This is a genomic window from Ferruginibacter sp. HRS2-29 (genome assembly GCF_024343615.1).
In the GTDB taxonomy this organism is placed as follows: Bacteria; Bacteroidota; Bacteroidia; order Chitinophagales; family Chitinophagaceae; genus Ferruginibacter.
The window spans coordinates 122908-145799 of sequence record NZ_RJUB01000123.1 but is presented as its reverse complement, the minus strand read 5'-3'; the positions used below and the strand labels follow the sequence as shown (position 1 = coordinate 145799).

General features: G+C 43.8%; 16 protein-coding genes. 12 read left to right on the top strand and 4 right to left on the bottom strand.

What is annotated here, in order from left to right; translation table 11 throughout:
• The first annotated feature begins 290 nt into the window (after positions 1–290).
• Complete coding sequence (locus EGI32_RS12190; protein ID WP_255155635.1) at positions 291–2672, top strand: 3-hydroxyacyl-CoA dehydrogenase/enoyl-CoA hydratase family protein; 2382 nt, start codon at positions 291–293, stop codon at positions 2670–2672.
• Between the two features lie 73 nt (positions 2673–2745).
• On the opposite strand, the gene EGI32_RS12185 is transcribed toward EGI32_RS12190, so the two are convergent.
• Positions 2746–4251: a rhomboid family intramembrane serine protease gene (locus EGI32_RS12185; RefSeq protein ID WP_255155634.1), complete on the bottom strand. Its 1506-nt coding sequence runs from the start codon at positions 4249–4251 to the stop codon at positions 2746–2748.
• Between the two features lie 148 nt (positions 4252–4399).
• On the opposite strand from EGI32_RS12185, the gene EGI32_RS12180 reads away from it, so the two are divergent.
• From EGI32_RS12180 to EGI32_RS12165, 4 genes are all read left to right on the top strand, one after another.
• Positions 4400–6547, top strand: coding sequence for a DPP IV N-terminal domain-containing protein (locus EGI32_RS12180; protein WP_255155633.1), 2148 nt, complete (start codon positions 4400–4402; stop codon positions 6545–6547).
• 71 nt (positions 6548–6618) lie between these two features.
• Positions 6619–7272, top strand: a complete 654-nt coding sequence (locus EGI32_RS12175; RefSeq protein WP_255155632.1) for a peptidase M10 — start codon at positions 6619–6621, stop codon at positions 7270–7272.
• Between the two features lie 71 nt (positions 7273–7343).
• A complete protein-coding gene (locus tag EGI32_RS12170) occupies positions 7344–8270 on the top strand; it encodes an ABC transporter ATP-binding protein (RefSeq protein WP_255155631.1) in 927 nt (308 codons plus the stop codon).
• A gap of 20 nt (positions 8271–8290) precedes the next feature.
• Complete coding sequence (locus tag EGI32_RS12165; protein WP_255155630.1) at positions 8291–9097, top strand: ABC transporter permease; 807 nt, start codon at positions 8291–8293, stop codon at positions 9095–9097.
• Between the two features lie 187 nt (positions 9098–9284).
• Here EGI32_RS12165 and EGI32_RS12160 read toward each other — a convergent pair whose 3' ends face one another.
• Entirely contained in the window at positions 9285–10226 is a 942-nt protein-coding gene (locus EGI32_RS12160) for a TIGR01777 family oxidoreductase (RefSeq protein WP_255155629.1), read from the bottom strand.
• A gap of 180 nt (positions 10227–10406) precedes the next feature.
• On the opposite strand from EGI32_RS12160, the gene EGI32_RS12155 reads away from it, so the two are divergent.
• From EGI32_RS12155 to EGI32_RS12135, 5 genes are all read left to right on the top strand, one after another.
• Positions 10407–11921, top strand: a complete 1515-nt coding sequence (locus EGI32_RS12155; protein ID WP_255155628.1) for a hypothetical protein — start codon at positions 10407–10409, stop codon at positions 11919–11921.
• Between the two features lie 146 nt (positions 11922–12067).
• The gene (locus EGI32_RS12150) at positions 12068–13048 is read left to right on the top strand and encodes a DUF6427 family protein (RefSeq protein WP_255155627.1); all 981 of its coding nucleotides are present in this window, start codon (positions 12068–12070) and stop codon (positions 13046–13048) included.
• A gap of 51 nt (positions 13049–13099) precedes the next feature.
• Positions 13100–13765 carry a phosphoribosylformylglycinamidine synthase subunit PurQ gene (purQ, locus tag EGI32_RS12145; protein ID WP_255155626.1) on the top strand — a complete coding sequence of 222 codons (666 nt, stop codon included), beginning with the start codon at positions 13100–13102 and terminating at the stop codon, positions 13763–13765.
• Between the two features lie 75 nt (positions 13766–13840).
• Positions 13841–14302 carry a protein-disulfide reductase DsbD domain-containing protein gene (locus EGI32_RS12140; RefSeq protein ID WP_255155625.1) on the top strand — a complete coding sequence of 154 codons (462 nt, stop codon included), beginning with the start codon at positions 13841–13843 and terminating at the stop codon, positions 14300–14302.
• A 61-nt stretch (positions 14303–14363) separates the two neighbouring features.
• Complete coding sequence (locus tag EGI32_RS12135) at positions 14364–16328, top strand: protein-disulfide reductase DsbD (RefSeq protein ID WP_255155624.1); 1965 nt, start codon at positions 14364–14366, stop codon at positions 16326–16328.
• A gap of 172 nt (positions 16329–16500) precedes the next feature.
• On the opposite strand, the gene EGI32_RS12130 is transcribed toward EGI32_RS12135, so the two are convergent.
• On the bottom strand, positions 16501–17082 hold the full coding sequence (locus tag EGI32_RS12130; protein WP_255155623.1) for an RNA polymerase sigma factor: 582 nt from the start codon (positions 17080–17082) through the stop codon (positions 16501–16503).
• Between the two features lie 570 nt (positions 17083–17652).
• Between EGI32_RS12130 and uvrA the strand changes: the two genes are divergently transcribed.
• Positions 17653–20463 (top strand): excinuclease ABC subunit UvrA, encoded by a 2811-nt coding sequence (uvrA, locus tag EGI32_RS12125; RefSeq protein ID WP_255155622.1) that lies wholly within the window; start codon positions 17653–17655, stop codon positions 20461–20463.
• Between the two features lie 134 nt (positions 20464–20597).
• A complete protein-coding gene (locus EGI32_RS12120) occupies positions 20598–21500 on the top strand; it encodes a hypothetical protein (protein WP_255155620.1) in 903 nt (300 codons plus the stop codon).
• 74 nt (positions 21501–21574) lie between these two features.
• Here the strand turns inward: EGI32_RS12120 and thrC are convergent, their stop codons facing one another.
• Positions 21575–22873: a threonine synthase gene (thrC, locus tag EGI32_RS12115; RefSeq protein WP_255155619.1), complete on the bottom strand. Its 1299-nt coding sequence runs from the start codon at positions 22871–22873 to the stop codon at positions 21575–21577.
• Positions 22874–22892: the final 19 nt, after the last annotated feature.

Below are 22892 nucleotides of genomic sequence, written 5' to 3'. Positions count from 1 at the left end.
CCCTGGCCTGAAAGCCGGGGCAATTGGTTTTACGCCTTTCAGGAGTGGTCAACTCCCCTGAGTGGTCAACTCCCCTGAGTCGACAACTCCCCTGAGTCGACAACTCCCCTGGGTCGACAACTCCCCAGAGTCGTCAACTCCCCTGGGTCGTCAACTCCCGCGAGTGGTCAACTCCCCTGAGTCGTCAACTCATATCTTTTTTGCCCGCTTTTGTATTTTCCTTTGCTACTTTGTATGAAACCCCTAACTTCGATTTTTAAAATAGTTGTTTAACTAACTAATTTTCGATCATGTCAAAAAGAACGATAAAAAAGGTAGCCGTTTTGGGAAGCGGTGTGATGGGTAGCAGGATCGCTGCACATTTTGCCGGTATCGGTTTACAGGTATTGCTGCTGGATATCGCACCAAAAGATCTTCCGGAAGATGCAAAGCCCGCGGAGCGCAACAAGATTGTGAACGATGCTTTGGCAGCAGCCGCAAAATCCAATCCTTCGCCGTTGTATACCAAAGACGTGTTGAAAAGGATCAGTACCGGCAACTTTACAGATAATATGAAAGATATCGGCATGGCCGACTGGATCATCGAAGTGGTGGTGGAAAGGCTGGATATCAAACAATCTGTTTTTACCGAAGTGGAAAAATTCCGCAAACCCGGCACACTCATCACTTCCAATACCTCCGGCATTCCCATTCACATGATGGCTGAAGGAAGGAGCGATGATTTTAAAAAACATTTCTGCGGAACGCATTTTTTCAATCCGCCAAGATATTTACGCCTGCTGGAAATAATTCCTACCCCATTTACCGATCCTGAAGTGATCGATTTCCTGATGCATTATGGTGATCTCTATCTCGGTAAAACCACCGTGCTCGCAAAAGACACACCCGCGTTCATCGCCAATCGTATCGGGGTGTTTGGCATGATGGCCATCATGAACACCATGGAAAAACTGCAGCTGAGTGTAGACGAGATCGATGCGCTCACAGGCCCTGTTATCGGCCGCCCGAAATCTGCCACTTTCCGTACTGCCGATGTTGTGGGTATCGATACCCTGGTAAAAGTGGCCAAAGGCGTACATGATAATTGCACGGAAGATGAAGCGAAAGATATCTTCAATATTCCGTCGTGGCTGAATAAAATGATTGAAAATAATTGGCTGGGAGATAAATCCGGACAAGGGTTTTTCAAAAAAGTAAAAGGTGCTGATGGCGCCAAAGATATCCAGGTATTGAATCTTCAGACATTGGAATATCAGCCACGCAGCAAGCCGAAATTTGCAACGCTGGAAGCAGCAAAATCTATTGAAGACCTTAACAGTCGCCTTAAGGCGCTGGTTTCCGGAACAGACAAAGCCGGCGATTTTTACAGGCAATTCCATTATGCTCTATTCTCTTATATCAGCCACCGCATACCCGAGATCAGCAACGAGCTGTATCGCCTGGATGATGGTATGATGGCAGGTTTCGGCTGGGAGATCGGGGCTTTTGAAAGCTGGGATGTATTGGGCGTAGCCAAAACCGTGGAAGCCATGAAAGCAGCCGGTTATTCCGTAGCCCCATGGGTAGAAGAAATGCTGGCGAAAGGAAACAGATCTTTTTATAAAGTAGAAAACGGAAAGCGTTTAGCCTACGACGTTAGTACAGGTGAATATAAAAAATTGCCGGGTGGCGAAGCGTTCCTGGTGATGAAAAATTTTGCCAACGAAACGGTTTGGAAGAACAGCGCATGCCGTGCTTATCATCTTGGTGATGATGTATTGGGGCTGGAGTGGTACACAAAAATGAACAGCATCGGCGGCGAAGTGCTCGAAGGGATACAGAAGTCTATCGCACTGGCAGAAGATAAATACAAAGGGCTGGTGATTGCCAATGAAGGGGCCAACTTCAGCGCCGGCGCAAATGTGGGAATGATCTTCATGCTGGCTATCGAGCAGGATTACGACGAAATAGATATGGCGATCCGCATGTTCCAGAACACAATGATGCGGGTGCGTTATTCTTCGATACCTGTTGTACTGGCGCCTCACGGACTGGCATTGGGCGGTGGTTGCGAGATCTGTCTGCATGCCGATAAAGTAATTGCCGCTGCGGAAACTTACACCGGCCTGGTGGAAGTTGGTATAGGGGTAATACCTGGTGGTGGCGGTACAAAAGAATTCGTACTGCGTGCCGCGGATGAAATGCACCACGGTGAGCCGGAAACGATCACTTTGCAAAACAGGTTCCTCAATATCGCTACCGCCAAAGTAGCTACTTCGGCATTCGAAGCATTTGAAATGGGTATCTACCGGAAAGGCACAGACGAAGTTTCGGTGAACATCGGAAGACGCATTGCGGAAGCGAAGAAAGCCGTGATCAATTTATACGATGATGGGTATACCATGCCGGTGCAACGCACCGATATCAAAGTACTTGGCCGCTCAGGCCTGGGTGCGATGTATGCGGGTATCAATGGGATGCACAGAGGTAAATATGCAACCGATCATGACGTGACGGTGGCTAAAAAACTGGCTTATGTAATGTGCGGCGGCGATCTCAGCGAGCAGACATTGGTAAGCGAACAATATTTACTGGATCTCGAAAGGGAAGCGTTCTTAAGCCTTACAGCAGAAAAGAAAACGTTGGAACGGATACAGAGTATTCTGAAGACGGGTAAGCCGTTGAGGAATTAAAAGTTTAAAAGTTCAAAGGTTCATAACTCAAAAAGAATAGCCCCGGCCTAAAGCCGGGGCTATTCTTTTTGAGTTATTTGGATTGTAATGTACTGATAGTATTGTTCAGCTCTTGGGCAAGGCTATCTCTGCGTTGAAGAATAGTTTCGTTTTCACCATTTTGAATGATGTCTTTGATGATATTTATTTCCTCCTGGCGCTGCGCAATGTAGAGTTGTAAAGTTTTGAGTTTCTTTTTCGTATCAATACTCACGTTCAGTTTTTCCATGCTGATGGAGATGTCTTCAGCATTTTGCCAGGACGGAATGCTGATAGTATTTAGTTTTTGAAACAATGCCTGGTCAAATTTTGCATTTGTATCCTGTATCGGTTCGAGTGCTTTTTTTTGTAAAAAAATGATCGTGTCATACTTACTGTTGAACTCATCCTGGTCCTTATATCCTGCGGCATCAATCTCTCTCATGATGGCCGTCTTTTCACTAAGAGGCACTTTGTTTTTTTCAAGGTAACCCACTACTATCCCGGCGGTAACTAAAATTATTAATGGCAGCACCCACCTGTTTTTTTTGCCCGAATTTTCTTCGTGGATCGTAAGCACAAAGAGATAACCGATCACACATCCACTCAGCAAACCGCCGATATGTGCTGAGTTATCGATGCCGCCTTTTAAACCATACACCAGATTATAAGCCACAAAGATCCCGATGTTGGTGAGTAATCCTTTACGCATGGATCCGGGGATCAGTTTTGTGGTGAGCATCGCAAGAAATAATCCATACATACCAAATACCGCACCTGACGCACCGGCGCTGTTTGCCGGCGTTCCGCTGTGCCACCATAAGCTGGCAAGACTGGCCAACAGTCCCGTACATACATACGCTGTGGCATACTTTACTTTTCCGAGCATTAACTCGAGGTACATGCCAATCATGTATAAAGCATACATGTTCATAAGCAGATGAATGATTCCAAAATGGATGAAGATGTTGGTGATTAGTCGCCACCAATCGCCGCTCAAAGTAAGCGGGCCGAAATTGCTACCCCATTTCAGATGCACCAAACCATTTGCAGTCATTATGCCGGCGCCATCCATTATCATCAGGATAAAGACAATGACATTGATAGCAATGATCGTGTAAGTGACATACAATTTTCCACTGCCGAATTTCATCACTTCCAATATTTCTTGTGCCGTTTTCTCCTGCTCCCGGATTGTTTCGGCGGTGGCGGCGGTTATATGATCTACCAGCGAAACATTTTCCTGCACTTTTTCTTTTGAAATGCCCGGCAGTATCTCATTATAAACCCTGATAAGAGCCGCTATGTTCTTTTTGTTTCTTCCTCCCACATCAAATACCTGGTCATCGACGGTTTCGCTGCTGACAATCACTTTGCCATTATCATACGCAACGGTTATGAGGCGGGGTTTTTGAAATCCTTTTCCCTGTTCTTCGCCAAGCAGCCGCTGATTACCGGCGTGGGTTGGTATCCATTTTAACTGTGTAAAGGCTTCGTAAGCCACGGCCAGCATGGTTTCTTTATCGGCATTGGCGGCAAAACTTTGTTCGGTTTTCGGCATCTTTTGATTAAATTGTTGATCTGGATGTTATAAATATAGGCAATGAGAAATAAATTCTGTATGATAATTAAATTGTCATCCCGTTTTGTTTTGGTTAATGTCTTTGCTTGAAATTCATCTATTTTTGTTTCAATTAAACATGTTGTCAATGAAAAAATGTTTCCTCGCACTCGCACTTATATGCTCGTTGCAAACTTTTGCGCAGCAAAAAATACTTACCATGCAGGAGGCGATGCTGAATGCACGTACCAGCCTTGCTCCTGAAAACCTTCGCCAGCTGCAGTTTATAAAAGGTACGGACGATTATATTTATCTGAAAAAAATAAACGGTGCCGATGTTTTTGTAAGAGGGAATTTCAGTTCAAAAGAAGATGTTACTTTTCTTACGCTCGCGCAATTCAACAGTAAACTGCGTGCCGGTTCGATAGATACGGTGGCAACTTTTCCGGTGATACAATTCAACAACGATAATTGGGTAGTGAGCCTGAAGGGCACAAAATATTCGTTCAATTCCGGCAATGATCAATACAAAGTATTGCTGGATAAACAGCTGGGAACAAAAGAAAATATCGATCAGAGTGCTGATGGGTACAATGCGTACCTGGACGCCTTCAATTTATTCGTATCAAAAAATGGGGTCGCAAAAAAGGTTACCAGTGATGGTTCGGAAAATATCGTGTATGCGTCAGCGGTACACCAGAGCGAGTTCGGTATTACTAAAGGTACTTTCTGGAGCAACAATGGTAAACTGCTGGCATTTTACCGCATGGATCAATCGATGATCCCTGATTATCCCATCATCGATTGGTCATCGATACCGGCAAAAAATAAAAACATCAGATACCCGATGGCAGGAGATAGCAGCCACCATGTAACGGTTGGTGTGTACAATGCAGAAACAGATCGCACAACCTGGTTGAAAACGGGGTTGCCTGCCGAACAATTTCTCACCAACATCGCCTGGAGCCCCGATGATAAATATGTATACATCGCGGTTGAAAACCGCCAGCAGAACCATGTCTGGCTCAATCAATATGATGCATCTTCGGGCGATTTTATCAAAACACTATTTGAAGAAACCGATCCGAAATATACGGAGCCCCTGGTGCCGATGTTGTTTGTAAAAAATGACCCGGCGAAATTCATCTGGCAGAGCAGGCGCGATGGCTGGAATCATTTGTATCTCTATGATATCTCCGGCAAACTCATCAAACAGCTTACCGGTGGTCAATGGGAGGTGCTGGAAGTAAAGGGGTTTGACGCAAAAGGCCAACAGCTGGCCTATGTATCTACAGAAGAATCGCCGGTCACCAAAAATCTTTATCTGCTGGATATAAAAACAGGGAAGAAGAAACGGGTCACTGCGGCTACGGCTGTGCACAATACACTTATCAGCAACAGCGGAAGTTATGTACTGGATAACTACAGCACACCAACCAATCCACGTACGATCGAATTGGTGGATACAAAAACCGGCAAGACCAAACAATTGTTGCAGGCAACCGATCCGTTGGCAGCATATGCTAAAGGTGCATTGAGCATTTTTACCATAAAAAATAACGAAGGCACAGATCTGTATTGCCGCATGTTTACCCCGGTAAATTTCGACAGTACAAAAAGATATCCTGTGGTGGTATACTGGTACGGCGGCCCACATGCACAAATGATCCTCAACAGCTGGAATGGTGGCGCAGGCGATTACTGGTTTCAGTATATGGCGGAAAGGGGGTATGTGGTTTTTACAATAGATACCCGTGGTAGCAGCAGCAGGGGCAAGGCTTTCGAGCAATCGATCTTCCGTCACACAGGTGAGCCACAGATGGAAGACATGCTGACGGCGGTGGATTTTCTCAAAAGCAAACCTTATGTGGATGCAAAAAATATGGGTCTCTTCGGCTGGAGCTACGGCGGTTTTATGACCACCGATTTTTTATTGCATCATCCCGGTGTGTTTAAAGCGGGTGTTGCCGGTGGGCCGGTGATGAACTGGAGAATGTATGAAATAATGTATGGCGAAAGATACATGGATACACCCCAGGAAAATCCGGACGGTTATTCGGCAACTGATCTTACCAAACAAGCAGGTAAACTGAAAGATAAATTGCTGCTGATCCATGGTCTGCAGGATCCTGTGGTATTGCAGCAGCATTCTGTAAATTTTGTGAGAGCCGCTATCGATGCCGGTGTGCAGGTGGATTATATGATCTATCCGGGGCACGAGCATAATGTGATCGGAAAAGACAGGGCACACCTGTATCAGAAAGTGACGGATTATTTTGAAGCGAATTTGAAATAACAAATAACAAAACCCCGGAGGTTTTTAAAACCTCCGGGGTTTGGAATCTCCGGGGTTTAAATCTCCTGTATATGGGTATTGCCGAATACAACGACGCCGAACGGATTATCACGCTGCATGCGAGCATTTTCATCTACGGAAATGCCGCTACATCCGTGCTGGCCACTGCCTTGGCGGAAGATATCGCCACGCATTGGAATGAACCCAAGGCTACTGCATTTGTGAATGGAACGACCTGCAGGATGTTGTTTAAAATCAAGGGCGAACATATTCCCGGGTTGCTCCCGAAAGATGTATATGAGAACGACAATGCTTCTTATAATTTTTTCCGGGTGGAAGAATTCGTTCATGGAAATATTTCTTTTGTAGATGGGGTCGACAGCAATACGGGGTATTTTTTGCTGGAAAACCTTTTGAATAATTCCACCACTGCCGCACACGAATTCGGACATTCACTCGGGCTCGATCATCCTGAAATGCTGGATATCCGCGGCGAAGGAGCACCCGGCATCATGTATCCGAGAGGTACAATTGTGGACCCTCCGTTTCAGTACGATCCTGCGGCGGCACCCGGCGCTGTTGGTGGCACGTTGAATCCTTTTCACCGCAAAGTATTGCAAACGGATATCGATGGATTGAGGCTGGACCGTCTTCATTTCAATGAACATGGGTATGCCATGGTAGGCGATTTTTCTTCGGTGTGGCATGATGCACATCAGCGATAATGACCTTCGGTAATTTTTTGTAGTGCGCATGCGCAAAATCTATTATCTTGGAAAATAATAATTTATTTACGATGAGCATATTAACGGTTGATAAACTTTCGAAGAACTACGGCCACCTCAAAGCATTGAATGAAGTAAGTTTTTCGGTTCCTGCAGGAAGTGTCTTTGGGATACTCGGGCCTAACGGTAGCGGTAAGACGACGTTGCTGGGTATCGTGATGAATGTGCTGAATGCCAGCAGCGGTAGTTTTGAATGGGGCTTGAAGGATGTGTCGGCAGATGCGGTGCGCAAGCAGATGGGGACATTGCTGGAAACCCCTAATTTTTACCACTATCTCAGTGCAGAAGATAATCTCCGCATTGCGGCAAAAATAAAAGGCAGGGGCGAAGATGATATTCCCCGTGTGTTGCAGCTGGTAAATCTTTTCCAGCGCAAGGATTCCAAGTTCAATACATTTTCGCTGGGGATGAAACAACGCCTGGCAATCGCTTCCACTTTACTGGGCGATCCGGATGTGCTCGTGTTTGATGAACCTACGAATGGCCTTGACCCTGCAGGTATCGCTGAGATCAGGGAACTGATCAAAGACCTTCATCAGAAAGGAAAGACCATCATCATGGCAAGCCATATCCTGGATGAAGTGGAAAAAGTTTGTACACACGTGGCGATCATACAAAAAGGAGTACTCAAAAAAGTTGGTTCGGTAAATGAGATACTGGATAGTTCCGCTTCCGGGATACCCGCCGCACAGGCTACCGTGGAGATTGCTTCCGCCGATCCGGTACGGCTCGCAGAAGTGCTACGCAATAATCCTTCGGTTATCAGTGTAGAACAAAAAGGTGGTGAATTGCAGGTGACCTGCTCCAAAGATATTTCAGGTGCAGATCTTAATAGATATTGTTTTGACAATGGTATTGTGCTTAACAAGCTGTTGGTGAAGCGCATTTCACTCGAAACCAAATTCCTGGAAATAACCGGAAATAAAAGCGATAAATAAACGATTAATCTGAAAATATTATGTTGAATCTTTTTAAAATTGAATGGCTTAAGATCAAAAGCTACCGGACGTTCTGGATATTATTTATCGGTTTCCTCGTTTTCTTCCCGTTGGCATTTATTTTTTCTGCAAGCAAGTATATGGAATCTACTTCCGCAGCTTCTGGCATCGAAGGTACCATGGTCAATTCGATGATCGACGTACCGTTCACCTTTCCAAAAGTGTGGCTTGCAGCAAGCTGGATGGGCGGTTTGTTCTTCATCCTCATAGGGATGCTATATATCCTGCTTATCACCAACGAAGTGCAATACCGCACTCACAGGCAGAACATCATCGATGGCTGGAGCCGCATGGATTTTCTGAAAGCGAAATTTTCCCTGCTCGTTTTCTTCGTGCTTGTTTCCACGCTGCTCGTTTTTCTTACTGGCCTCGCCACGGGGCTGATATTCTCGAATTCAACCAGTAATATTTTTAACGGTATTCATTATATCGGTTATTATGCACTGATGGCGCTGCTTTATCTCATGCTCGCATTCCTGATCAGTATGTTGGTAAAACGTACCGGCCTTGCGATCATCATTTACTTCGCGATAGTGTGTATCGTGGATAACGTTCTTTGGGTGAGCCTCACATTCAAGGGTAGTCAGTTGGGGTATTTCATGCCACTCGAAGCAGCGGATTCGCTGGTGCCCAATCCTTTCAAACCGAAGGTGCTCGAAAGAAGAACAGTGCCGGATTATGCACTCGTGATAGCAGCCGTGGCATACATCAGCGTGTACGCATATGTCATCATAAATTATTTCCGCAAATCTGATCTGAAGACTTAATTAAGACTTACAAATTCATGCGAAGATTTAAGCAAATGCAATGCTGGCAGATTAAAGCGATAAAAGGATTTCGATGATAATTTTGCTGGCGCAAAACGAAAATGCAGTTTAGGGAAAAGTTTAACTCTCTATAAACTGCATTTTCATTTTACGAAGTAAAAACAATCTGCGAAATCCTTTTATCCTTTCAAATCTGCGATTCCCCTTTTTTATTCATCAATTCTTCAAGCGCAGCTTCCAGCGAGGGATATAAAAAGGTAAATCCGGTGTCTTTTATTTTAGTACAACTTACGGTGGAACTTTTTAATATTTCTACACTCCGCTGCCCCATCATGATCTTCAATACAAATGAGGGCACATACACCGGGATGAAAAATTTTCCTTTGACCGCTTCACCAATCTTCAGCATGAGCGTTTTGTTGTCTACAGGCGCCGGAGCCACTGCATTGTAGCTTCCGCTCATGGTATTGTTTTGGATGGCCTGCAAAAATATCCTGCACACATCTTCCACATGGATCCAGCTTACCATTTGTTTGCCACTGCCCAATATGGTGGCGAAGCCGAATTTTACAGGCTTCACAAATTCGGCAAATGCCCCGCCACGTGTGCTCAGCAAAATGCCGATCCTGATCTTGCATACACGGATGCGCAAATGTTCCGCCGTTGAAATACTTTGTTCCCAAAGCCTGCAGGTCTCGCCGAGAAAGCTGCTGTCGGGTGGATCGTCTTCGGTAAATGCTTTGCCCGGAACCTTGTCTTCACCATACCACCCGATGGCTGAAGCGCTTATGATCGACTTTACAGAATTAGGATGATTGGCAAGTGTTTCAACGATCAGCCGGGCGCTTTCAGTACGGCTTTCGATGATCTCTTTTTTATAGGCTTCTGTCCATTTTTTATCTACCACGCCTGCTCCTGCCAGGTGAATGATGTGATCGGCTTTTTGTACCGCCGCTACATCGATGGTGCGTGCTTTCACATCCCAGAGGGCATAACTTACCTTGTCGTCGTTCACTTTTTTGCCGAGCGAACGGGTGAGGATGATCACATGATAGTCGTGATGGGTAAGCGTCTTTACCAGCGAATGCCCGAGCAAACCCGTTCCGCCGGTGATCAATACTGTCTGCATAATGGATTGTTCAATGGAAGTTACAACAAATATTAACGGGAATTGTTGGCGTATTTGAACCTCATGACTTATTTTAATCGTAAATTTATCGTACAACAAGTGTGAAATAAACATCTCCGACATGAACCGGCCCGATTGCATTGCTTCGCTATTCATGTTGGCATAAAAACCGACAGCACAATGAAACGCATCTTTTTTTTGTTAGCCCTATTCCTTTTCGTTTATACCAGCGTGCAGAGCCAGCGGGTAACGTATTCGGAAATATTGCGGGAGGATAACCGTAATATGAATTTTGAAATATTAGGAAACTTCAACGGCAATTACCTCATATACAAAAATACCCAGCGCAAACACCGGCTGGCGATCTATGACAAAGAAATGAATCTCACCAATACGGTGAAACTGGATTTTATTTCCGAAAAAACATTCAATGTAGATTTTATTACTTACCCCGATTATTTCATTCTTTTTTATCAATACCAGAAGGGTAGTAATATTTATTGCAATGCGGCAAAACTGGATGGCGCCGGAAACATGATCGGTCCGGAAATGGCGCTGGACACTACACGGATCAGTTTTTTTGCGGATAATAAAATTTATTACCTCACCAGCAGCGAAGACAAACAGAAGATCTTATTGTATAAAATGCTGCGCAAAAATGAAACACTTTCGCTGACCACTTCGTTGTTCAATTCATCGCTGCAAAAGATCGACAGTACTTCGAATGTTTTTACATATGACGACAGGCGGGAAAGCTATGGCGACTTGGAACTGGATAACGAAGGCACATTTTATTACACAAAAGAAACCAATAAAAACCGCTCTGATTTCATTACCCGGCTCGAGATCATTTCTCATAAACCGAACAGCGAGGCATTTGTGCTGAAAGAATTGCCCCTGGATGATAAGCGCATCGTAGATGTATCCTTTAAGATCGACAATCTCAATAAATTAATTTTCATCAACTCTTTCACTTACAAAAAAAATAATACCAACGTGGATGGTTTGTTCACCGCCGTTCTCAACAAAAGCGATCTCAGTGAAAGACAGAGGGCTTATAATCTTTTCAGTGACAGCCTTCGGTCGAGGCTTATCAGTTCCACCGACTGGCGCACCGCTTACGATAATTTTTACATCAAAAGTGTGGTGTTGAAGAAAGATAGCGGCATCCTTGTAACGATGGAAGATTATTACTCGCAGAGCCGTGGATTGAATAACCGCTTCAACCGTTATTTCTACGATCCGTTTTATTATTCATCGCCGAATTACTATCGTTTCCAGCGCAGCTATTCGAGTTATTACTGGAATGATCCATACCGCAATACAGATCGTGATATTGTATATACCTACAATGACCTCATGGTGTTTAATTTTTCAAAAGACCTGAAGATCGAATGGAGCAACGTGATCAATAAGAAACAAAGTGACGTGGAAACCGATAATTTCCTTTCGTTTGCCACCCTGAATATGGGAAGTGAGATACATTATTTCTTTGTAGATAAAAACAAGCAGGTGATCAACGATTTTGCTTTGCAGCCGAATGGGGAAGTGAAACGATATGCCACCATCAAGAGCGGCGAACTCGGGTACACTTTCATGCCAAGATTGCTGAAACAGGTGAGTTCGAGGCAGGTGATCGTACCTTGTATATTCAGAAATTTTATAGGGTTTGCGAAAATCGACTTTTCTAATTAATAGTTAATAATGAATAATTAATAATTCTGTCGTTTTGAAAAGAATCCCATCAAAGAGTATCCTTCTGTTTAAAGAATTATTCATTATTAATTATTAATTATTCATTCTTTTTATCTTCGCAAACAACAGTCTTCAACCACCCCGTCGTGATCAAAACCTTTAAAGCAAATAATCCTTCCAATAACTTCCTGCTTTTTGTGTATGGGCTTGCGTTGAAATTTGTGATTTTCCTCCACCCGGTAACGCCAAAAGCGCAGGTGTCGGCCGGGGTGCTTTACAAATATTTATTGCAATTGCTGAGTCCCATTGGCGCAGGTTCGCCAGTGATCTATAGCATCCTCAGTTTTTTATTGATATTCATACAGGCGTTGAGTTTCAATACCATCGTTAACACCCAGCGTATGTTGCAGCGGCCTACTTACCTGGTGGGCATGAGTTATCTGCTGATAACTTCGTTGTTTGGAGATTGGTTCGGCTTATCGGCGCCGCTTATCGTCAATACATTCCTGATCTGGGTATGGTCGAAATTATGTTTCTTGCACACTGATCCTGCACCCAAAACCACGGTTTTCAATATCGGACTGGCGATAGGTGTTGCTACATTTTTCTATTACCCAAGCATTGTATTTACCCTGCTGGCACTTGTAGGGCTGGCAATTGCCCGGCCTTTTAAGCTGCCGGAATGGCTGATAGCGCTTACGGGTATACTCACGCCCTTTTATTTTTTCGGGGCATGGCTGTTCCTTACCGGAAAATGGAGCAGTTACCAGATGCCGCAGACCGGGCTGATGTTGCCTGCTTTTTACGAAACCAAATGGGCATTCGCCGCCATCCTGCTCATTCTGGTCACCATGCTGATCGGCATCGTATTCATCCAGAATAATCTGCGCAGGCAGGTGGTGCAGACCCGCAAAAGCTGGCAGCTGATATATCTTTACCTGGTGGTGGCTGCCGCGATCCCTTTTTTTAATATCGCCTCATCCTTCACTTATTGGATACTGACCGCCGTACCGGCCTCACTGATAGTGGCCAGTGCCTTTTTTTACCCGGAAAAAAAATGGATACCATTGGTTATCCACTGGGCAATGGTGGGAATTGTGGTAATTGTAAGCTATTTCCTGCCTTAAAAGTGAAAGGGTAATTGTACCTTTGCGGTCTCAATCAATAAATTTTTACGTATGAAATTTGGTGTGGTAGTTTTTCCAGGCTCAAATTGCGACAGGGATATGATCGGGGCGCTCTGCGATGACCTTAAACAGGAAGTGATTCCGTTGTGGCACAAGGATAAAGATCTCAGCATGTTCAGCAAAGAAGATTGTATTGTCCTTCCGGGCGGGTTCAGTTACGGCGATTACCTGCGTTGCGGCGCCATAGCACGTTTCAGCCCGATGATGAACAGCGTGATAGAATTTGCCAACAGTGGCGGTAAAGTACTGGGTGTATGCAACGGCTTCCAGATACTCTGCGAAAGCGGTTTGTTGCCAGGGGCGTTGCTCCGCAATGCGCACCAGCAATTCGTTTGTAAAAATGTTTTTATAAAAGAAGAAGGCAACCCGGCGGCTTTGAAAATTCCGGTGGCCCACGGCGAAGGAAGATATTTTGCCAGCGAAGAAGTGTTGAAGTCGCTCAACGACAATGGCCAGGTCTTGTACCGTTATTGCGATGAGAACGGAAAGCTTACCGATACCAGCAATCCCAACGGCGCTACGGAAGCCATCGCGGGGATCTGCAATGAAGGCCGCAATGTTTTTGGTATGATGCCGCATCCGGAAAGGGCTTGCAGCAATATCCTTAACAATGAGGATGGAAGGGTGGTTTTTAGTAAGTTATTTGGCCTTTCTTAAGGGTATTATTAACAAAGTTTAACAAGCAGATATCCGTACACGGGAATAACTTTGCCCTATTCTAATAAAAATAGTATGAAAAAAATTTCACTTACCCTGTTGCTCGCAATTGGATGTATCGCCGGTACTTTTGCGCAAATTTCTGATCCTGTTAAATGGTCATATGTAGCAAAAAAAACGGCCGACAAAACCTATGAAGTAGTGATCACCGCATCTATTGGGGCCGGCTGGCATCTATACGCCCAGGAATCAGGCGAAGGGCCTGTTCCTACAACTTTTAAATTTACCAAGAACCCGTTAGTGGGTGGCATAAGCGGAAAACTGAAAGAGAAAGGAAAGATGTTGAAGGAATATGATCCTAATTTTAAATCTGTTTTGAAATTCTATAGCAACCAGGTGGTATTCAGCCAGACGGTGAAAGTAAAGACAGGAGCGGCTACAGTGCTCAAGGGTAGTGTTGAATATATGGTATGTAACGATCATCAATGCCTTCCACCAAAAGAAGTTTCATTTAGCGTAAACCTCGCAGCCAAATAATTTTTTAATTTTACCTTTTTATATCCCGATTTTATCGGGATTTTTTTTAAAGTTTAATTGTATGCAGTTCCGTAAAAATGTATTCCTCTGTTTGCTGATTTCTTTTTTGCTTTCCGCCTCCGCATATGCGCAGGACAGTGCTGTGATAAAATGGAAAGCCGATTCTAAAAAAACCGGTGACGGAAAATATGAGCTATTGTTTACCGGCACTATCAAAAAAGGCTGGCACGTATATCCGTTAGTGGTGAAGGAAGACGAGATCGATGGAGTGGTGGCTGATGACGATGACAGCACAACGTCTTTCACCAATAAAGAGGTACTTTCAAAAACGATGTCGTTCAAGGACGCCATTTTTGAAAAGAATATGCAGGTTACCGCCGATGAAGTGGCTTTCAAACAGGAGTTGACGATAACAGGTGAAGTGCCTTCGAAGATAAAACTGAAGCTGGTATATAATGTAGCGGATAACAAAACCTTCCTCCCTGAAGAACAATCCTTAATCATTCCACTTGAAGGGGGAAAAGAAGTGGTGGTAAGTAACCGGATATTGTTACCTATGATCAACCTTGATAAACCTGCAACCAACTGCGGCGCAGGTTCTTCTTCCGCGGTCACTGAAACTGCTTCCAAAGGCCTGGGCACTATATTTTTACTTGGTTTCCTGGGCGGGCTTGTAGCGTTGATACTTCCATGTTTGTTTCCAATGATCCCGCTGACAGTTTCTTTTTTTACCAAAAAAGCTACCAGCCGGAAAGCCGGTATCCGTAACGCATTTTTGTATGGTTTCTTCATTTTTCTGATCTATATACTGATATCCCTGCCATTCCATTTCATCCAAAAATTAAGTCCGGATATACTCAATAATATTTCGACCAACCCTTACCTGAATATTTTCTTTTTTGCCATTTTTATCTTTTTCGCATTTTCTTTCTTCGGATTTTACGAGATCACCCTGCCGGCTAGTCTGTCGAGCAAGGCCGATAGTAAAGCCGGCAGCGGGAACGTGGCAGGTATATTTTTCATGGCGCTCACTTTGGCGCTTGTATCATTCTCCTGCACGGGTCCTATCCTGGGAAGTTTGTTGGCAGGATCTTTATCCGGAACAGGCGGTGCCATGCGCCTGACCTTTGGTATGGGCGGCTTCGGATTAGCACTGGCTCTGCCTTTCGGTTTATTCGCGTTATTCCCGAACTGGCTCAATTCTTTACCTAAATCCGGTGGATGGCTGAATACGGTGAAAGTAGTTTTCGGCTTTGTAGAATTTGCCCTGGCATTCAAGTTCCTTTCCAATGCTGATCTTGTAATGCATTGGGGAATTTTAAAAAGAGAGATATTTATTGGCATTTGGGTTGTCACCGGCTTTTTGCTGACACTTTACCTGTTTGGAAAAATGAAGTTTCCGCATGATTCACCAATAAAAAAACTTCATAAAGTGAGGGTAATACTTGCGATCATTACAGGGTTGTTTACACTCTACCTTATTCCCGGACTTACCAATACCAAATACGCGAACCTTTCGCTGATAAGCGGATTTCCACCGCCATTATATTATAGCATCTATAAATCCGGGGATGATTTTGTACTCGGGTTGACCGGAACAAGAGATTATGAGGAAGGGCTGAAAATGGCAAAAGAACAGAACAAGGCGATCCTGCTCGATTTCACAGGTTATGCCTGTGTGAATTGCCGTAAAATGGAAGAAAATGTATGGAGCCAGCCGGAAGTGTATGCACTGATGAAGGAAAAATTTATCGTTATCTCATTGTATGTGGATGATAAAAAGAAATTGCCTGCGGCACAACAGTTTACTTACAAAGCTAAAGACGGAACGGAACGTGAGATTGTAACGGTAGGGGATAAATGGGCAACATTTGAAACAGAGAATTTTAAAAACAACGCTCAACCCTGGTATGCAATATTGAATACGAAAGAAGAACTAATGACGCATCCGGTGGGATATGTGCACTCGCCGGAAGAGTATCTCGCCTGGTTGAAATGTGGCGCTGATGCTGCATTGAAGAAATAAACAAATTGCGGGCTTCGCGTGATAAGTTATTTAACCTTCAACAGTTTAAAAAATATACTACACGAACTTTCAAATAACCCGTAACCCGAACTTAACAACATAAAAAAACTTCGCAGAAATTAACCTGCGAAGTTTTTTTATTTGGTTCTCTTTGGGGATCAGAACCTATAATTTATAAAGCGATCTGCTTTTCAGTCATCATTTTACGAAGGTTGATCAAACCGTACCTCATCCTGCCCAAAGCAGTATTGATACTGCAGTCTGTCAATGCTGAAATTTCTTTAAAGCTAAGATCAGCATAATGGCGCATGATGATCACTTCGCGCTGGTCTTCCGGAAGCATGTCGATCATTTTCCTTACTTTTTCATGGCTTTGTTCAGCCATCATACGCTGATCAACACCTGCTTCAGAAAAATTCAGCACTTCAAAGATATCGCGGTCGTCGCTGGTCTTGATCTGCGGGCTGCGTTTAACTTTCCTGAAATGATCTACACACAGGTTGTGCGCAATACGCATTGCCCATGGCAAAAATTTTCCTTCATCGGTATAACGGCCACCTTTCAAAGTGTCGATGATGCGGATGAATACGTCCTGGAAAATATCTTCAGCAAGATATTTGTCTTTTACCAGTAAATAAATCGAAGTGTAGATCTTGTCTTTGTAACGCACTACAAGCGTTGAAAGAGCATTTGCGTCGCCATCCATGTACAGGTGTACGAGCTGTTGGTCAGTAAGATTGTTTAGAAATTTCATAACTTCTACGGTTTTTGTTGGTTTGGACAATAATTGTTTGGTTTGGTCCAACTAGAAGGAAGAATGCGTAGAAGTCTAATGATAGGCTTTTCGGCTTTTCACTTTAATTGGATATTGGAAGTGTGAAATTAAGCATAAAAACTAATTCACCAAATTTTTTTATATATTTTTTAAAAATATGTTTTCCACCAAACATTTTTCTGCAATAAATAATTAAAAATGAACGTTATGCAAATCGCTTTTTTTTGAAAAAAGTTTGAAGGATGGTAGATTCAAACTGAAAGTTAGTCGGTAAACCTCTTTCAAATGTTAAAAAGCAGATGCCCGAAAAGTTGTTTTTTTGATTCTGGCACGGATTTGACGATCCAATATGGTTTTTGCCGCGAAGAGCGGGGAAGACGGGAATACCAGGTCTTGTAAAGGCACCCTCTTTTAAGGTTTCTGATAGTAAAAGCAAAGGCCAGCATTAAAGATTCAGATTTTCTTCCCGTCTTCCCGGCAAAAATCTTCCCGGCACGTAATGTGAAAAGCTAAAAAATGTAGCAAAATCCGTAACTTTGTTTACATCATATGCAAGCAAAAACTCCCCCCCAAAAAAAGACGGCAGCCCCTGTTCCTGCCGGTAACGATATTCTCATCAAAGGCGCACGGGTACACAATCTCAAGAATGTAACGGTCACCATACCAAGGAATAAACTGGTGGTGGTAACGGGTGTTTCTGGTTCAGGAAAATCTTCGCTCACCATCGATACTTTATTCGCCGAAGGCCAGCGCCGTTATGCTGAAAGCCTGAGCGCTTATGCCCGCCAGTTCATGCAGCGTATGAACAAACCCGATGTGGATTATATCAAGGGACTTTGCCCCGCTATCGCCATCGAACAAAAAGTGATCACCCGTACTCCCCGAAGTACGGTGGGCAGTATGACCGAAATTTATGATTACCTGCGTTTGCTGTATGCCCGTGCCGGGAAGACCATATCTCCCATCAGCGGAAGGGAAGTGAAAAAAGATGATGTGGCCGATGTGCTCAAAGCTATCGAAGAATGCAAGGATGGAGATAAAATACTGATACTGGCTGCATTTAAAAATCACGCCAACCGGGATAATAAGGAGGAACTCAACATTCTTTTGCAGAAAGGTTTTTCACGGCTTTACAGCAAAGGAGAAATACTGAGGATAGAAGACCTGCTGGAGGAAAAGACAGTCAAGCTGGCAGCGCACACATTCATCCTAGTAGACAGGATCGTGAAAAAAGAATTTGATGAAGATGATCTGCATCGCCTCGCCGATTCTGTCGGCACTGCATTTTATGAAGGCGAAGGTGTGATGGAACTGGAAATAAACGAAAAGAAAAAATTGCCCTTCAGCAATAAGTTTGAGCTCGACGGGATTCAGTTTGAAGAACCTGTTCCCAATTTATTTTCTTTCAACAATCCTTATGGCGCATGCCCTACCTGCGAAGGGTTCTCAATGATCCTGGGCATTGATCCGGATCTTATCATACCCGACAAGCACTTAAGTTTATACGAAGGCGCCGTGGCTCCCTGGAAAGGCGAAAAACTCGGCGAGTGGAAAGAAGCTTTCATCAGGGCCGCGAAGAAATTCGATTTTCCGATCCACAAACCGATCATGGATCTTACCAAAAAACAGCTGGATGATCTCTGGAAAGGCAACAGCCATGTAGAAGGTATCAATGATTTTTTCAAAGAGGTAGAACAGAATTTATATAAAGTACAATACAGGGTTCTGTTGAGCCGCTATCGCGGTCGTACGCTGTGCCCCGAATGTGAAGGATACCGGCTGCGCAAGGAAGCGTTGTATGTAAAAGTCGGCGGCAGGCATATCGGGGAATTATGCGAAATGCCCGTCCGCGATCTGCAGGCATGGTTTGATCAATTGAAGCTTAGCAAATTTGATGAGCAGGTAGCAAAAAGGATCTTACTGGAAATCCACCATCGTATCAAAACGTTGATGGATGTAGGGCTTGGGTATCTCACATTGAATCGCCTGGCTAATTCATTGAGTGGCGGCGAAAGCCAGCGTATACAATTGACGAGAAGTCTCGGCAGCAATCTTACCAATTCCTTATACATATTGGATGAGCCGAGTATCGGCTTACACAGCCGCGATACGGAAAGGCTGATATTGGTGCTGAAAGAACTGCGTGACCTTGGAAACACTGTAGTAGTGGTGGAGCACGACGAAATGATGATGCGGGAAGCGGATCATATCATCGATATGGGGCCGCTGGCGAGCCACCTGGGTGGTGAGGTGATCGCCGAAGGTAATTATGACCAGATTGTTGCCAATCCCGAAAGCCTTACAGGAAAATATCTTTCGGGAAAATTATCGATCGATCCACCTAAAACTATCCGCAAGTGGAACAGGAGCATCACCGTGGAAGGAGCCAGCCAGAACAATCTGAAGAATATCACAGTTCAATTTCCGCTGAATATTCTGTGCGCTGTAAGTGGCGTGAGCGGCAGCGGAAAAACAACGTTGATCAAACAGATATTATATCCTGCTTTGCAAAAACTGAAAGGTGAGGGCACAGATAAACCCGGATTGTTCCGTGCATTGAAAGGGGATATGGATTACATCGATCAGATTGAAATGGTGGATCAGAACCCAATCGGAAAATCGAGCCGCAGTAACCCCGTTACCTACATAAAAGCTTACGACGAGATCCGCGACCTTTTTGCGAAGCAGCCGTTGAGCAAGATGCGGGGGTTTCAACCCAAACACTTTTCTTTCAACGTAGATGCAGGAAGGTGCGATACCTGCAAAGGAGAAGGCGAACAGGTAGTGGAAATGCAGTTCCTGGCAGATGTACACCTGGTGTGTGAAGTGTGCCAGGGAAAAAAATTCAAGGAGGAAGTGCTGGATGTGAAATTCCAGGAAAAAAATATTCACGATATCCTTGAAATGAGTGTGGATGAAGCGATCGGATTTTTTAGCCAGGATAAAAAACAGGGCGCTGATGTAGCGAAGCGAATACAACCTTTGAGTGATGTTGGGCTTGGTTATGTGAAACTTGGCCAATCGTCTAATACCCTCAGTGGTGGCGAGGCGCAGCGGGTGAAGCTGGCATCTTTTTTAGGAAAAGGAAAAGGGCAGGGGCATATACTTTTCATCTTTGATGAACCTACTACAGGGCTTCATTTTAATGATATCAAAAAATTGCTCACTTCTTTCAATGCACTCATCGAACAGGGGCATTCGATCTTTGTGATCGAACATAATACCGATGTATTGAAGAGCGCCGACTGGATCATCGATCTCGGGCCTGAAGCAGGAGCCGACGGGGGTAACCTGGTGTTTGAAGGGAAACCAGCAGATCTGAAGAAGGTGAAGGGAAGTTATACCGGGAAGTTTTTGTAACTACAAAGGCGTAAGAAATTTATTTTTACCACAGAGGCAAAGGAGTTATTTTCACAGAGCAGCATAGAGAAAGAGAACTTAGTGGAACTCTGTGAAAATAATTCTGCGAAACTTTTGTGGTAAAACATTACACTATGATAACACGAACATATTTTTTGTTTGCCTGCTCTATCCTGCTATTCGCCTCTTGCAGCCCTGATTCCGAAAATGAAAAGAATAGGGCAAATTCTTTGAGAATGTCATTTGAAAATTCTACACAAGCGATCAATTATGGGATTTTAAAAACTTACCAGGAGTTTGAATCTAAAAAAAATGATCCGGATTACAGCTATCAGGCTGCAAGACAGGCTGGTCATTTTAAAGCTATTCAGACAGAATCGGAGGCTATCACTAAATATCTTGATAGCTTGATTTTAATTTCCGACTGGAAGGAAACGGATGCTACCAGTCTATTCTCGGAAAAGTATGTTACCAGCATTTTTTATGAAAAACTGAAAAATTACGAAGCGACTGTTTTTGGCCTGGATAGTAATTTGAAAAAAATATTTCAAAAAAATGGTGTGATTCCCAGGGGGAAAGACTCGATGGTACCGCCTGCGGTTTTTTATAAAACCATTTTTGAATATAAATCTCTTCAAGAAACTGCATTAAGCTTAGCGATGATTAAAAGCAATATGAAGGTTTTTGAAGATCAGATCAGCACCTATTTTATCAACCAGATCGGGGCGACCATTGAACGCTTCGAAGTTTTTTCTGCTATTATTGGGCAAAGTTCAAAAATTGTCAAGCCAGGAGATGACGTTGAAATCACAGCTGGCATAGGTGCATTTAGTGCTGCAGCGAAGCCTAAAGTAATAATTAATGGAGAAATTGTAGCTGTGGATGGTAGCGCCACTGCTACAAAAAAGATCAGAGCATCAGGACGGCCAGGGAAATATATCGTGCCTGTAAAGATTGAATTCATACAACCTGATGGAATGAAAAAAGTAAATGATTTTTCAATTGAATATACAGTCGCTGATCCTAAAAACTTTTAAAAACCTAACGGTTTTTACCATAAAAATAAAGTTCTGGATGTTTCATCTTGTTTTTAAGCCATCTTGATTCAACTTTATTTCTTCAATAAATATCCTTTCAAACTTTCATAATCATTTTCCATCCAAACACTTTTTTTCTCCAGTTTCAGCTGTTCTTCCACAACGGCAGGAATTACTACTTTGGTGCCGATCACCGGTTCCACCACATCATAGAACTTTACCGGATGCGCTGTTTCTATCACCAGCCCTTTTTCTTCCGGATGATCACGCAGGTATTCATTCAATGCAAAGTAACCCACAGCGCCGTGCGGATCCAATAAATAACCTTCTTCTTCAAAAACTAATTTAATGGTTGCTTTGGTCTGTTCATCCGAAACGCTCCAGCCCGAAAGTTTTGTTTTCAGGTCGGCAACATTTTCTGAAAATATTTTCAGGATGCGTACAAAATTGCTTGGCTCACCCACATCCATCGCATTGGAAATGGTGGCCACGGCTTTTTTAGGCTGATATTGATTGGTATCCAAAAAACGAGGAACTACATCGTTGGCATTACAAGCTGCAATGAAATGTTTCACCGGCAACCCCGAAGCCTGCGCCAGGATGCCCGCGCAGATATTCCCGAAATTGCCGCTGGGCACGGATATTACCGGAGGGTCGGTTTTGTCTGCCCATTGTTTGTATGCGAAAAAATAATAGAATTGTTGCGGCAGCCAACGGGCAACATTGATTGAATTAGCGGAAGTCAAAAATATTTTGCCCGTTAGTTCTTCATCCATGAATGCATTTTTCACCATCTGCTGACAATCGTCAAAAGTGCCGTTGATTTCAAGCGCATGGATATTTTTCCCAAGAGTTGTCAACTGTTTTTCCTGCACGCTGCTCACTTTTCCCGAAGGGTATAAAATGATCACATCTACATTGGGTACGTCGTAGAAACCATTGGCAACAGCACCTCCGGTATCGCCGGAAGTAGCAACCAGCACGGTGACTTTTTTATTTTCATTCCGCACAAAATAACTCAGGCAGCGGCTCATGAACCTTGCGCCGATATCTTTAAAAGCCAGTGTAGGCCCATGATACAATTCCAGCGAAGAGATACTATCGGTAACGGGTACCAGCGGAATGGAAAAGTTGACGGTTTCGGTCACGATTGTTTTCAGCACATCTTCCGGGATCGTATTTCCCACATAAGGCTGGATGATGCGAAAAGCGATCTCTTCATTCGAAAGCCCTTCGATGTTTTCAATCAGGCCTTCCGGTAATGCCGGTATGAATTCGGGAAAGTACAATCCTTTGTCGGGTGCCTGTCCGTTGATCGTGGCATCTTTGAAATTTACTACCGGGGAATTATTGTTGGTGCTGTAATAGTTCAAGTCAATTAAGAATTAAGAA